Below are 14,099 nucleotides of genomic sequence, written 5' to 3' on the forward strand. Positions count from 1 at the left end.
ACTGCTTATTTTAAGCAGTGCCTTTTTACTTTTTCTGAATATAAGTTCTACAAACAAGGATTCTAAAATTATTTGCCCTTTATTAAGTAACCACGTAATCCTGGTTTGGCAATAAAATAATAGGCAGTGGCATCTCAGACAGCTCGCTTAGAGAATACTCAATATTAGCACACATCTGATCCAAAGCTAAATCGTTTTCCTCCATTCCGAAAGGCTCAGATATTTCTTCCACTACTGCATCAAGTACAATAAAAGTATAAGCGACAAAAGTGACGAAGAAAGGCATGACCCAGACAATAGAGTCAATTAAACCAAAAGGCAGAATAAAACAATAGATATAAACTGTTCGATGCAAAATTACAAAGTAAACAAACGGTATCTTAGTATGAACAATGCGTTCACATGCACCAAGAACGATTGAAAGTTGATCTATATTCTGATCAATACGAGCTTGAGTAATCGTATCTAAGCGTCCTGCTCTTTGTTGAGCCGCAATCCAACTTGTAAGCTCATGTAATAAATAAGCAGGTTTGAAGCGCTTTGTTAGCATCGTCTGATACACCTGTGGTGTTAAGTACTTTTGGAGTGTTTCATAATCTGTCTTGCCTCTTAATTGTTTATTCAAGGCATAACAAAATGCTATGATAAGTTTAATGCCCTCTTTCTTGTCCTCTTTGGTAAAAGAGTTTGATTCAGCAATGTAATTCTGTATTTGAAATGCTAATGAGCGGGTATGGATTACCAAACTCCCCCACTGTTTTCTACCTTCCCAAAAGCGATCGTAAGCAGCATTGTTACAAAAACCTAAGAAAATAGCTAATGAAATACCCACTAAAGCAAATGCTCCAACATTTAAAGGAATGATGATCTCAGGAAAATAATACCTCGCAAAATATACAATCCAAGAAAATCCAAAGATAAAAAGTAAAGTGGGGTATATTTTTTTTAGGACTGACCCTTTCCAGGTAAAAAGCATTTGAAGGATATGCTTTTTGTTTCTAACAATCATATTGGTTTGAGTTTTAAGTACCACAAAGGTAAAGCGAAAACATAAAAAAAGCTACTTATTTGTTGGATAAGTAGCTCTAATTGATGCCTCTAAAAACATCTAACAACAATAATTTATCATATACTTCATAACCCTATTTTATACAGGATTATAAAATACGGCGTTCACTTTTACTTGTTATAAAAAGTTTATTTTAGTAAATATATTAAAATAATTTGATTTTCACACTATTTGTTGCTTAATCATTTGCTTTTTTCAACAAAAAAAGAGTAAACAAATAAGTATCAATATTTTAAATATCCCTAAAAAGCAAGGTCGCCATTTGTCACAAGACACAGCCTTTAATTCAAGCTATGTGAATACATCACCTAAGCTACACATTAACTTCACCTACTTTAAATCAGAATAAATAACAACCTTTTATCTTTCCATTTTACTTTTAAAAACAATATTTTAATGATTATTGCTTAATTTCGCAACCAATATATACTAACAATTTTTAAAATAAATGGAAAACGCACAAGACAAAAAGGAAAGACAAATTACATTGTTTCAATCGCTAATCCCCGTAGTTATCTTAGTAGCTATGTTAGCTGTGAATGTATTTGTATTCCGGGATGACGCCTTGTCGGGAACCAATCAGTTTATTTTAATCATAGGGGGGGCTATTGCAACTGTTATTGGCGTGTACAATAATGTGTCTTATGACAAGATACTAAAACAAGTCACACACAATATCAGAGATACCAGTAACGCCATTTTTATATTATTATTAGTAGGAGCGCTATCGGGTACATGGCTACTAAGTGGGATCATTCCCAGTATGATTTACTATGGATTAAACATCTTACATCCTGCTATTTTCTTGCCAGCTTGTGTGATTATCACCTCGATTATTTCCATTGCAACTGGAAGTTCTTGGACAACTTCTGCTACAGTGGGAATTGCCTTAGTCGGTATAGGAAATGCATTAGGCATGCCATTAGGAGTTATTGGAGGGGCAATTGTATCAGGAGCTTATTTTGGAGATAAACTCTCTCCTTTATCAGACACGACCAACTTGGCGCCAGTTATGGCTGGAACAGATCTGTTTACCCACATTAAATACATGTTATATACCACTGTACCTACTTACATAGTCACTTTAGGCTTGTTTGTTGTATTGGGGTTAGTCTATGGAACTGAAGGTAATATAGACACTGCAGAGACCTTAGCTGCCATTGCAGATACCTTCCACATTACACCGTGGTTATTTATCGTACCCGTTGTTGTAATTCTACTAATTATCAAAAAAGTACAATCAATCGCAGCCCTTTTAATCGGAGTATTGTTAGGTGCAGTATTTGCTTTGATATTCCAACCAGATATCGTCGTAGCAGTATCTGGAGCAGAAACATTTAACTTCTACAATGCATACAAGGGAGTTATGTTAGCCCTTACCACAGATATTAAGATTATTTCCCCATTAGAAAGTCTCAATGCCTTATTCGAGGCTGGAGGAATGGCCAGTATGCTAAATACCGTATGGCTTATTCTTTGTGCTATGTTATTTGGAGGAGCTATGGAAGCGATAGGCGCACTGCAAAAAATATCACAAGCACTACTTAATATTGCAAATAATATATTTGGGTTATTCGCCAGCACTGTAGCAAGTTGTTTAGCAATTAACGTCATGACTTCAGACCAATATTTATCGATTGTTGTACCTGGAAAGATGTTTGCGGATGCTTACAAGACAAAAGGATTGGCGCCAGAGAACTTAAGTAGAACACTTGAAGATTCTGGAACAGTAACTTCAGTACTGATCCCATGGAACACTTGTGGAGCCTATCACGCAGGAGTATTAGGTATTCCAACTATGACTTACCTACCCTATGCATTCTTTAACTACCTAAGCCCGTTTGTAACACTCTTATACGCGGCACTGAACTTTAAAATTCGCAAGCTAATTAGCGCAGATAACAAGCTAATTAGCGCAGATAAGTAGACAAGAACAAAGGTAATATATCTGTATAAGCACGTACCTACACCCAAATGCAAGGTTGAGGTTACGCTAACTAAGCTACATGATCACTGTTAATCTATACTTGCTTATAGCAACTAAATTATATAATACAAAAGCCCAAGCAAATGCTTGGGCTTTTGTATTATGGATCTACTACCGCTAAACACGCTCTTTGCCTTCTGCCAGAGCAATCACCTTACCTATAGACAAACCAGCTGGCCTTATCACTTTAAAAAAGGCTCAACAAGAATGACAACCTTAGCTTAAAGTCAGATTTTTGATAATTTACTAAAAAGCTAACAATGAGGCCATAAAAGTAACGATAACTAATAATTAGCATTTATATAACACTTAGTTAGTTTGTAAAATCGCAATTTCTTTATATATTTAAAAAGTCAAAACAGAATACAGTAAAAAAATATTTAGACAAGGGTAAAATAGATATTTATTATAGTATGATAAAAAACAATAATCAAACTTAATAGATATAACCTAAAATGTGTTCTACATTTGCAATAGAAAAATAAGAGAAATCAATATTAACTTTAAAAAATAATTATTATGTCTTTAGTAGGTAAAAAATTTCCAAATATCACAGTTGATGCAATGTCTGAAATGGGAGATGATTTAAGAATCAACATTTTTGAGGAAGCAACAAAAAACAATAAAAAAGTATTATTATTCTGGTACCCAAAAGACTTTACTTTTGTATGTCCTACAGAATTACACGCTTTCCAAGCAGCATTACCTGAGTTCGAAAAAAGAAACACTATGGTAATTGGAGCTTCTTGTGATACAAACGAAGTACACTTTGCATGGTTAAACACAGCAAAAGACAACGGTGGTATCGAAGGTGTAACTTACCCAATCTTAGCTGATACACAAAGAAACTTATCTTCAGTATTAGGAATTTTAGACGTAGAAGAAGAAGTTTACAGCGAGGAGTATGATGCAGTTCAAATTGCAGGTTCTAACGTAACTTTCAGAGCTACTTACCTTGTAGATGAGACTGGAAAAATCTTCCACGAATCAGTAAACGATATGCCACTTGGTAGAAACGTAAACGAATACATCAGATTAATCGACGCTTATACACACGTTCAAACTCACGGAGAGGTATGTCCTGCAAACTGGGAAGAAGGTAAACAAGCGATGAACGCTGACAGAAAAGGTGTTGCTGAGTACTTAAGCAAAAACTAATCTGTAAGATTACATCACAGAGTATAAACGATTAAATAAAAATAAAATGCTTTTAGAATTAGATAAAGACAATTTACAAGAAATTGTAAATTCAAACGATAAAGTAGTAGTTCAATACGCTGCATCTTGGTGTGGTAACTGTAGAATTATGAAACCGAAGTTTAAAAAATTGGCTGGTGAGAAACAGAACATGACATTTGTAATTGCAGATGCTGAGAACTTCCCTGAGTCAAGACAATTAGCCGACGTAAGTAATTTACCTACATTCGCTACATTCGTTAACGGAAAATTAGTAAACCAAGCTCAAACAAACAAAGCAGAGGTTTTAAACGATTTAGTAAACGAAATTGCATAATTTCAGAAAAACACAATTAGAATGAAATTACCTGTTATCAAACATTTGACTCAATTCATTGAGGACAATGACCAAGATTATATCATTGAAACTATCGAAGTATTAGAAAACCTAACTGAAGTTCCTTCATTGAAAGACGAAGAATTAGATGTTATCGGGGAATTAATTTCTAATATGTACGGTGCCTTAGAGGTTCAAAAACTGATCAAAGAAGGTGCTACTCAAAAAGAAGCTCTTAACGGGTTTATGAAAAGAGTATTAGGATCAATTGACAAATAATTTATCAATACCAAATACACAAGGGTTCAACATTTTACGTTGAACCCTTTTTTTATGGAACACAAATAAGTAAAACTTTCACTATTGCGATGATTTCTCACAATAAAAACAAGTTTACATTGATATATTTTATATATTTTTGTGTAGTACTAAAAATTAAAATAATATGGCAAAAGTAACTTTAAAGAACAACGAAGTACACACTATAGGTGAACTTCCCGCTATAAACGCTATAGCTCCAGCATTTAACTTAGTAGGTGCTGGATTAGCTGATAAATCACTATCTGATTACAAAGGAAAAAGAGTAATACTCAATATCTTTCCAAGTGTAGATACAGGTACATGCGCAATGTCAGTAAGACATTTCAACGAATCTGCTGCTAAATTAGACAATGCAGTTGTACTTTGTATATCAAGAGATTTACCTTTCGCTCAAGATCGTTTCTGTGGGGCTGAAGGAATTAAAAACGTAGAGATGTTATCTGATTTTAGAGAAGGACAATTTGGAAAAGACTATGGCGTTTTATTTACAGACGGTCCTTTAAAAGGTCTTTTATCTCGCGCAGTAGTAATCATTGACCCACAAGGAAAAGTAGTTTACACAGAGCAAGTAGCCGAGACTACAAATGAACCAAACTATGAAAAAGCTTTGGCTGCATTGAAATAAAACATCACTAAAAAAACATATTTCTGTTATTGGTTGTACCATAACTCTCAAGAGCTATTTTATAACCAATAGCAGTTTTTTGTATTTTAACACAAAACACGAAGATTACAATTAGCCATATTGTCAATATATTTTGCGATGAAAAAAGAAAGTAAAACCAAAAAGACTACTACTACACAATCCGACAAAACAAATAAATCCGCTAACCCATTATTTAATATCAAATTCCTATTTCTAATACTTGTGGTTATCGCAGGTATTGCTTTAACAATAGGATTGTTTTCATATTTATTCACAGGTGTAGAGGATCAAAGTAACTTAGATGCTCTGGGAGATCGAACAGCTGCTGTAGCAAATACTACGGGTAAGATAGGCGCCTACTTTGGCCACCTACTCATTTACAGTGGTTTTGGAGTTTCCGCTTTATTTTTATGTAAGATTCTAATACACGCAGGAATCTATGGACTTTTTGGAATTAATAGAACTCGAATTAAAAACGTCATATTCTGGGATCTAACCTCAATGGTTCTTTTATCGCTTACATTGGGTTTCCTTGGATCCAAAAACCTGATTTTAGGAGGTATAGTTGGCTATGAAATGAATCTGTACTTTGTTGATTACATTGGTACTGTAGGTACTATTTTACTTATTATCTTCTTAGTTATTGTCTTTATCGTATTTAGATTTAAACCTTCTCCTGAAAAAATTAAAGCAAATCTGGAGAGCATTAAAAACAGCGTAAACAAGACAATTGAAAAGAGCAAAAAGGAAATTACTGACTTTAATATTGATACTCCAGAGAGTGTACCAACAAAGAGTCCAGAAAACTCCACTCCAGTAAAAGAAGAACACACTGATAATTTAGAGAAACTAATCACTGATAATTTAATTATAGAAAACGCAACTGAGACTCAATCACAGCCAGAAAGCCAAGGTGAAACTGCGCCAAAGCACTCTTTTACAATGGATCCAAAAGCTGTAAAACCAACTATAGAACACAGCTCAGAGTTATCATTAAAAAACAAAAAGCAAGAGGAAGATTCGTTTGAAGGAATGATTTTAGACACTCCAAATGACAATTTTGTTATTGAAGCAGCTAAAGATGAAGAGGTATTAGAGGAAAACTTAGCCGCTAAACTGGTACAAGACTTTGGGGAATTTGACCCAACACTTGAACTTTCAAAATATCAATTTCCTTCTATTGATATCTTAAAAGAGTATGGAAACTCTGGAATTACAATTGACCAAGAAGAACTGGAAGAAAACAAAAACAATATTGTAGAGACCTTAAAGAACTACAAAATTGACATTGCGCAAATTAAAGCTACTGTTGGACCAACAGTTACTTTATATGAAATAATACCAGAGGCAGGAGTTAGAATATCGAAGATTAAGAATCTTGAAGATGATATTGCCTTATCACTGGCTGCTTTAGGTATTCGTATCATTGCTCCTATTCCTGGTAGAGGTACCATTGGTATTGAGGTACCAAACACCAAGCCTTCAATTGTATCAATGAAAAGCGTTATTGCCTCACCTAAGTTTCAAAATGCAGAAATGGAACTCCCTGTTGCTTTAGGTAAGACCATTTCTAATGAAACATTTGTGGTAGACTTGGCGAAAATGCCTCACTTACTTATGGCAGGAGCCACAGGACAAGGTAAATCTGTGGGATTAAACGCCCTTTTAACTTCCCTACTGTACAAAAAGCACCCTGCAGAAGTTAAATTTGTGTTAGTTGACCCTAAAAAAGTAGAATTAACGTTATTTAATAAAATAGAACGCCATTATTTAGCTAAATTGCCTGATTCAGAAGATGCAATCATCACTGATAATACAAAGGTTATTAATACACTCAACTCCTTGTGTATAGAGATGGATAACCGCTATAGCTTGTTAAAAGACGCTATGGTGAGAAACATCAAAGAATACAACGAGAAGTTTAAACAACGCAAGTTAAATCCTGAACAAGGACATCGCTTTTTGCCTTATATTGTCCTTGTGATAGATGAGTTTGCAGATTTAATTATGACAGCAGGTAAAGAAGTAGAAACTCCTATTGCTCGTTTAGCTCAGCTTGCCCGTGCAATTGGAATTCACTTAATTATCGCAACGCAAAGACCTTCTGTAAACGTTATTACCGGGATTATTAAAGCTAACTTCCCTGCGCGTGTGGCCTTTAGAGTAACTTCTAAAATTGACTCGCGTACAATCTTAGATGGTCAAGGAGCAGACCAGCTAATTGGTAGAGGAGATATGCTATATACACAAGGTAATGACCTTGTACGGGTACAGTGTGCCTTTGTTGATACACCAGAGGTTGAGAAGCTAACTGAGTATATTGGATCTCAAAAAGCTTATCCAAGTGCATATCTACTACCAGAATACGTAGGAGAAGATGGTGGTGCAAGTAATCTTGATGTGGATATTAGTGAAAGAGATGCCTTATTCAAGCAAGCTGCTGAAGTAATTGTCATTGCACAACAAGGGTCTGCATCTTTATTACAGCGAAAACTCAAATTGGGTTACAATAGAGCAGGAAGACTTATTGACCAATTAGAAGCCGCAGGAATAGTAGGTCCGTTTGAAGGAAGTAAGGCCAGAAGCGTACTTATTCCAGATATTTTAGCCTTAGAGCAATTCTTTAGAGCTGAAGAAGAAAATATGTAAAACCTAAAACAAGGTATTTTTTATGAAAAAGTTAATTAGTTTATTATTTATAATTGCCATTTCACTTAGTAACACCTACGGCCAATCAAGCCAACGTGCGAAAAACTATCTAAATGAAGTAAGCAAGCGACTCTCAAATTACAAAAACGTGTCTATTGATTTTTCATATAGTTCACGCAATGACAAAGATGAGCAGTTAAACCAAGACACTAAAGGACATGTAGATATACAAGGAGATTTGTATCTACTGGAGTTTATGGGAATTAAAAAAATATATGACGGAAAGAAGATCTATACGATTTCATCTGAGGATGAAGAGGTAACTATTTCGAAATTCAACAAAGAAAAAAGCGATGGTATCTTACCTTCTCACCTACTTACTTTCTTTCAAGAAGGATTTACTTACCAATGGGATATATTAGCTAGTGTAAAGGGGCGTCAAATTCAATACATTAAGCTATTTCCAATTGATGAGTCCTCAAGTATAAAAGAAGTCTTACTGGGTGTAGATGACCAAAGCAAAGACATCTACACTAAGGTACAAACCAATAAAAATGGTACAAAAACTATCTTAACGGTTAATTCTTTTAAAACTAATCAGAGTATATCAAAAAATCATTTTACCTTTACCGAGTCTCAGTACCCAAATTATTATATTAATAAAATAGATTAGTTTTTCTTTCTGTGAAAATAATAGATCGATATATTTTAAAGAGCTTTGTAACAACACTAACTACAGTGTTTGCTATTCTGTACTTCATATTTATTCTACAAGCAGTTTGGTTATTTATCACTGAATTAGCAGGTAAAGACCTTGATGTATTTGTTATTATCAAATTCTTATTGCTCTACTCGCCAAAGATGGTGCCACTGGTATTGCCCTTATCGGTATTATTATCCTCAATTATGACCTTTGGTAGCTTGGCTGAGAATTACGAATTTGCTGCAATGAAAGCCTCAGGAATATCTCTTGGTCGCGCTTTAAGACCACTCTCGATATTTATCAGTGCGTTAGCCTTATTATCTTTTTGGTTTGCAAATAACGTGATTCCAAAAGCGGAATATGAGTTTATTAACTTGCGCCGAGAAATTGTAGCGGTAAAACCAGCTATGGCAATTGCACCTGGACAGTTTACTGACTTGGGAACATCAAATATTAAAGTAGACAAAAAAACAGGAGACAAAGGACAATATCTCGATAATGTTACCATGCATATTCGCGGAAACGGCGGTTATAAAAACGAAGTAGTGATTCGCTCTGTCAATGGTGAATTGGCCACTTCCGAGACCACCAACTTATTACAGTTACAACTATTTGACGGAAATTACTACAGAGATATTCCACATAAGACATATCAAGATGCCAATAAAATGCCTTTTATGAAGGTAAAATTTGACAAATACACTGTCAATATGGATATGGCTGAACTGAACAAAACGGAAGATCCTGAGAGAGTAACGAATACTTATCACATGCTTAATATTAGCCAATTAAGCTATACCTTAGATTCGTTAAACAATGAAGTAGTCGCAAGTAAAATATCTAATTCTGATAACCTTACCTTGAGATTAAAATCACTGTATGATAGTAATAAAGCCGCTGATACTACAGATCAAGATGACAATCACTCGCAAGAGGTTTCTATAGATTCAACAAAGTCTAAAACCGCATACTTAGAGGTTGCACCAGAAAAAATACTTGAGCAGTTCAATAAAACGGAAAAAACAAGAATATTGACCACTGCCAATGAATATGTAAGTAATCTTATGTTTAATACCGAAACCAATGATGCGACGGTATTAAATCAAATGAAAAAGATTAACGACCATTACTTGGCACTAAACGAAAAGTTTGTCATAGCTTATTCGTGTTTCTTAATGTTCTTTATCGGAGCACCCCTTGGGGCTATCATCCGAAAAGGAGGTGTAGGATTACCAATGGTTTTTGCGGTAATTATCTTTATTACTTACCACTTTATCAATACCTTTGGTAAAAAAGTAGCTCAAGAGGATGGTATGTCACCAATATTGGGCTCTTGGATCGGAGCACTTGTGCTCACTCCCCTCGCTGTCTTCGTTACCTACAAAGCTACGGCCGATAATGGAGAAGTAAACTTTGGGGCTGTATTTGAGCCATTTGTCGATGCCTTTGCTTGGATAAAAGAGAGAATAAAAGCTTTCTTTGGCCTTATCAAGACTAAAATATTTGGCAAAGAAATAGATAACAAGGAATTATAAACAACAAAAAAACAACTATAATGTCACACAATCACATTCAATTAAACACTATTGAGGAAGCTATCGAAGATATTCGTCAAGGAAAAGTAGTCATAGTGGTAGATGATGAGGATCGTGAAAACGAAGGTGATTTTATCGCCGCTGCAGAAATGGTTACTCCAGAGATGATTAATTTCATGGCTACCTATGGTAGAGGTCTTATCTGCGCTCCCCTAACCCAATCAAGATGTAAAGAACTTGACTTACATCCGATGGTAACAAACAATACAGTTCTTCACCAAACTGCCTTCACGGTAACTATTGACTTAAAAGGTCATGGTTGTACCACTGGTATCTCGGTTCACGATAGAGCTAAAACGATAGAGTCATTAGTAAAAGAAGATACTAAGGCTGAAGACTTAGGCCGTCCAGGTCATATTTTTCCACTAATCGCCAAAGAAGGTGGTGTATTAAGAAGAACAGGACATACTGAGGCTGCTGTTGACCTTGCTCGTTTAGCGGGATTAAAACCTGCAGGAATATTAGTTGAAATCTTAAATGAAGATGGTTCTATGGCTCGTCTTCCTCAATTAATGGAAGTGGCCAAACAATGGGACTTGAAGATTATATCAATTGAAAATCTTGTAGCTTACCGCATGAAGCACGATAGTTTAATCGAAAAGAAAGAAGATTTTGAAGTAGATACGCGCTTTGGTAAATTTAGATTAAGAGCATATCAGCAAAATACAAATCAACAAGTACATATAGCTTTGACAAAAGGAGATTGGCAAGAGAATGAAGCTGTTTTAACACGCATAAACTCAATGATTGGCAATAACGATATCTTGGACGCTTTAAGTGGTAAACTTGATAAGCGCATTGAAGCTGCATTTGAAAAGGTAAATCAACAAGGTAAAGGTGCTATTTTATTTATCAATCAAGAAGAATTAAGTTCAAGTTTGCTTAAAAGATTGGCCTTGATCAAAGAACAAGGAGCTTGTCTTAATATGGATACACCTAAACTTGCTGCGGATCAAAAGGATTTTGGTATCGGGGCACAAATTCTACACGATTTAAAAATCGGAAAAATCAACTTAATGACTAATTCTGAACAAGCCAAAAGAGTTGGTATGACTGGCTATGGCTTGGAAATTGAAGATTATATTAAATATTAATAGACCAATAATCTTTTCAATATAAAACACTTAGAAAATAAGCGTAAAAAAAGTATATAATTTCTTTTATTTTCTTTTGCACAAACGAACAAAAGCTCTATATTTGCACTCGCAATACAGAACGAGAGAGTTCGACTGGAGAAATGGCAGAGTGGTCGAATGCGGCGGTCTTGAAAACCGTTGACTGTAACAGGTCCGGGGGTTCGAATCCCTCTTTCTCCGCTGATTTATAAAAGATAGCTTTTTCAAAAGTCATCAAAAAAGCACAAAACCTATGATTCACAATGAATTATAGGTTTTTTCTTTTTTATGGGTATCACATTCTGTTCAAAAGTGCACCTAAAAAGATTCGGGATTCGGTGCACAAAAAAACATCGAAGCGATGTGCACCTTTCAACTGAGAAAACCTAGACGCCAAAGGGTGCCAGAGAGTTTTAAACTGTGTTTTTGGAACGTTTTAATTCGACATTTATTAATATTTAAAACAGTTGAATTATGTTAGAAAAACAGTTATCAATTAATTTCTTTCTAAAACCAAGTAGAGAGAAAAGTGATTTAAGAGGTGTTTACCTTAGAATCACAGTAGATGGTATTCGCAAAGAGACTTCTCTGAGTCATAAATGGGATATCAACCGATGGAACCAAAAAGCAGGTCGTGCTAATGGTGCGAAAGAAGATGCTAAAACGCTAAACTACATCTTAGATACGATCGTATCTAAGATTACCAAGTACAAATTAGAGCTTTTAAGTAATGAAGAGCCTATTACTGCCTCTGTGCTTATGGATTATATCCAAGGTAAAGGAACAAGTAAAGCTAAAGTTTTAGAAGAATTCCAAAAGCATAATGATGAAGTTTTTAAGTTAGTACCTAAAGAGTACGCTATTGGAACACATGAAAGATATGTAACAGCAAGATCGCATGTAGCTGAGTATATCCGTTATGTCTATGGTAAAGACGATATAGAGTTTAGAGAACTCAACTATGAGTTTGTACTTGGTTATGAGTACTATTTAAAGACTGTTAGAGCGTGTTCTAACAACACAGCTATAAAGTATATCTCAAACTTTAAGAAGATTGTTTTACGGGCAGTAGCTAAAGGAATTATCCCTTCCAATCCATTTGTACAATACAAACCTAAAAAGACTAAGCTGAATAAGAAACCATTAAGCAAACAAGAGCTATCTATTTTAGAAAACAAAGAGTTTATTAACGAGCGATTAGCAACTGTAAGGGATGTATTTGTTTTTCAGTGTTATACTGGTCTTGCTTATATTGATGTGTTTAAGCTAAAGAAAAGCGATATTACAAAAGATGAAGAGGGCAATTTGTGGATTAGAACCAACAGACAAAAAACAGATGCGAATATTACCATCCCATTACTACCCAAAGCTATTGAGATAATGGAAAAGTATAAAGATCATCCCGCTTGTATTGGTAAAGACATTGTACTGCCTGTTCGCTCTAATCAAAAGATGAATGAGTACTTAAAAGAGATTGCTTCTCTATGTGAGATAAGCGAATTAAATACCCATAAAGCAAGAAGAACTTTTGGAAGTACTGTAACTCTCGGTAATGGTGTTCCTATTCACGTGGTAAAAGAAATGTTGGGGCATCACTCTGTTAAACAAACAGAGGAATACGCTCTAACAGAGGAAGAATCTATCAAGATCGAAATGCAGAAATTAAAAGGNGGAAGAATCTATCAAGATCGAAATGCAGAAATTAAAAGGTAAACTTGAAATAAAATCAAGTAAACATGCTGATAGTTACACAGACTTAATTGAGAGTTTAAAAAATCTAAATCCTGATAAATTAGCTCAGCTAACTACCTTTATTAATCAGTTAAATGGATAACAAAACTCCCTCGAATTCTCTACAATTTCTAATAATTCAACTGTGGTATTTGTAGTAAGGAATTAGAGGGAGTTAATTTTTTAACCTATTTAATAAGTAGAAGTTAACTTCTACTTATTAAATAGGTTCTCTATCTCTTTTCTGTTGTAGTAATACGAGCCAAGTATTTTTCGATACTGCAATTTACCACTGATGCGAAGTGTTTGTAATGAAGCTGGTGAGATACTAAGTAATTGCCTTGCTACTTTAGCCTTTACCCATTCAAGAGAGGTTTCTTTGTTTTGTTTAACTAAGATTTCTTTTAACTCTCCAATGATTGTTTGAGCAAACAATCTTAGGTCTTCTTTTGTAATTTGATTTTCCATGATAGTTGTTTTTTAGGTTAAACAACTAAGGTAGGTGGATCTCAATATCGATTAGTATAATTGGTATAAAGAAGAAGAGTTTGGCTTTTATCATAGTAATCGATACAATAATTTAAATTCTTTGAGTCACATGTATTTAGATCTGTTTGTATAACACTTTTTTCAAAATAATCGGCACTAAAATCAGCTCATTCAATTTAACAGATTAATAGTAACTTTTCAAGTGTGTAAATAGGAAAAATACAATTATAAATACTGTAACTATGTATCCACCCTAGCAAGTACATCTTGTGAGGTATAAA

Annotated in this window: 11 protein-coding genes, 1 tRNA gene and 1 pseudogene; 11 read left to right on the forward strand and 2 right to left on the reverse strand. The window is 34.6% G+C overall.

What is annotated here, in order from left to right; all coding sequences use genetic code 11:
* Positions 1 to 82: 82 nt before the first annotated feature.
* On the reverse strand, positions 83 to 1,009 hold the full coding sequence (locus GJV76_RS09050) for a bestrophin family protein (protein ID WP_155092304.1): 927 nt from the start codon (positions 1,007 to 1,009) through the stop codon (positions 83 to 85).
* A gap of 508 nt (positions 1,010 to 1,517) precedes the next feature.
* Between GJV76_RS09050 and nhaC the strand changes: the two genes are divergently transcribed.
* From nhaC to GJV76_RS09105, 11 genes and pseudogenes are all read left to right on the forward strand, one after another.
* The gene (gene nhaC / locus GJV76_RS09055; RefSeq protein ID WP_155092305.1) at positions 1,518 to 2,996 is read left to right on the forward strand and encodes a Na+/H+ antiporter NhaC; all 1,479 of its coding nucleotides are present in this window, start codon (positions 1,518 to 1,520) and stop codon (positions 2,994 to 2,996) included.
* Between the two features lie 579 nt (positions 2,997 to 3,575).
* Positions 3,576 to 4,214, forward strand: coding sequence for a peroxiredoxin (locus GJV76_RS09060; protein ID WP_155092306.1), 639 nt, complete (start codon positions 3,576 to 3,578; stop codon positions 4,212 to 4,214).
* Between the two features lie 46 nt (positions 4,215 to 4,260).
* The gene (locus GJV76_RS09065; protein ID WP_155092307.1) at positions 4,261 to 4,569 is read left to right on the forward strand and encodes a thioredoxin family protein; all 309 of its coding nucleotides are present in this window, start codon (positions 4,261 to 4,263) and stop codon (positions 4,567 to 4,569) included.
* Positions 4,570 to 4,590: 21 nt separating this feature from the next.
* Positions 4,591 to 4,848, forward strand: coding sequence for a DUF6952 family protein (locus tag GJV76_RS09070; RefSeq protein ID WP_155092308.1), 258 nt, complete (start codon positions 4,591 to 4,593; stop codon positions 4,846 to 4,848).
* Between the two features lie 166 nt (positions 4,849 to 5,014).
* Positions 5,015 to 5,515, forward strand: coding sequence for a thiol peroxidase (tpx, locus tag GJV76_RS09075; protein WP_155092309.1), 501 nt, complete (start codon positions 5,015 to 5,017; stop codon positions 5,513 to 5,515).
* 138 nt (positions 5,516 to 5,653) lie between these two features.
* Entirely contained in the window at positions 5,654 to 8,185 is a 2,532-nt protein-coding gene (locus GJV76_RS09080; RefSeq protein WP_155092310.1) for an FtsK/SpoIIIE family DNA translocase, read from the forward strand.
* 22 nt (positions 8,186 to 8,207) lie between these two features.
* Positions 8,208 to 8,858, forward strand: coding sequence for a LolA family protein (locus GJV76_RS09085; RefSeq protein ID WP_155092311.1), 651 nt, complete (start codon positions 8,208 to 8,210; stop codon positions 8,856 to 8,858).
* Positions 8,859 to 8,869: 11 nt separating this feature from the next.
* Positions 8,870 to 10,423, forward strand: coding sequence for an LptF/LptG family permease (locus GJV76_RS09090; RefSeq protein WP_317162599.1), 1,554 nt, complete (start codon positions 8,870 to 8,872; stop codon positions 10,421 to 10,423).
* Between the two features lie 20 nt (positions 10,424 to 10,443).
* Positions 10,444 to 11,577 (forward strand): 3,4-dihydroxy-2-butanone-4-phosphate synthase, encoded by a 1,134-nt coding sequence (ribB, locus tag GJV76_RS09095; protein WP_155092312.1) that lies wholly within the window; start codon positions 10,444 to 10,446, stop codon positions 11,575 to 11,577.
* 137 nt (positions 11,578 to 11,714) lie between these two features.
* Positions 11,715 to 11,799, forward strand: a tRNA-Ser gene (locus GJV76_RS09100).
* Positions 11,800 to 12,072: 273 nt separating this feature from the next.
* Positions 12,073 to 13,432, forward strand: a pseudogene (locus tag GJV76_RS09105) (site-specific integrase).
* A gap of 110 nt (positions 13,433 to 13,542) precedes the next feature.
* Here the strand turns inward: GJV76_RS09105 and GJV76_RS09110 are convergent.
* Positions 13,543 to 13,797 (reverse strand): MerR family transcriptional regulator, encoded by a 255-nt coding sequence (locus GJV76_RS09110; RefSeq protein ID WP_074748504.1) that lies wholly within the window; start codon positions 13,795 to 13,797, stop codon positions 13,543 to 13,545.
* Between the last annotated feature and the right edge of the window lie 302 nt (positions 13,798 to 14,099).

This window comes from Myroides albus, from assembly GCF_009711045.1.
In the GTDB taxonomy this organism is placed as follows: domain Bacteria; phylum Bacteroidota; class Bacteroidia; order Flavobacteriales; family Flavobacteriaceae; genus Flavobacterium; species Flavobacterium album_A.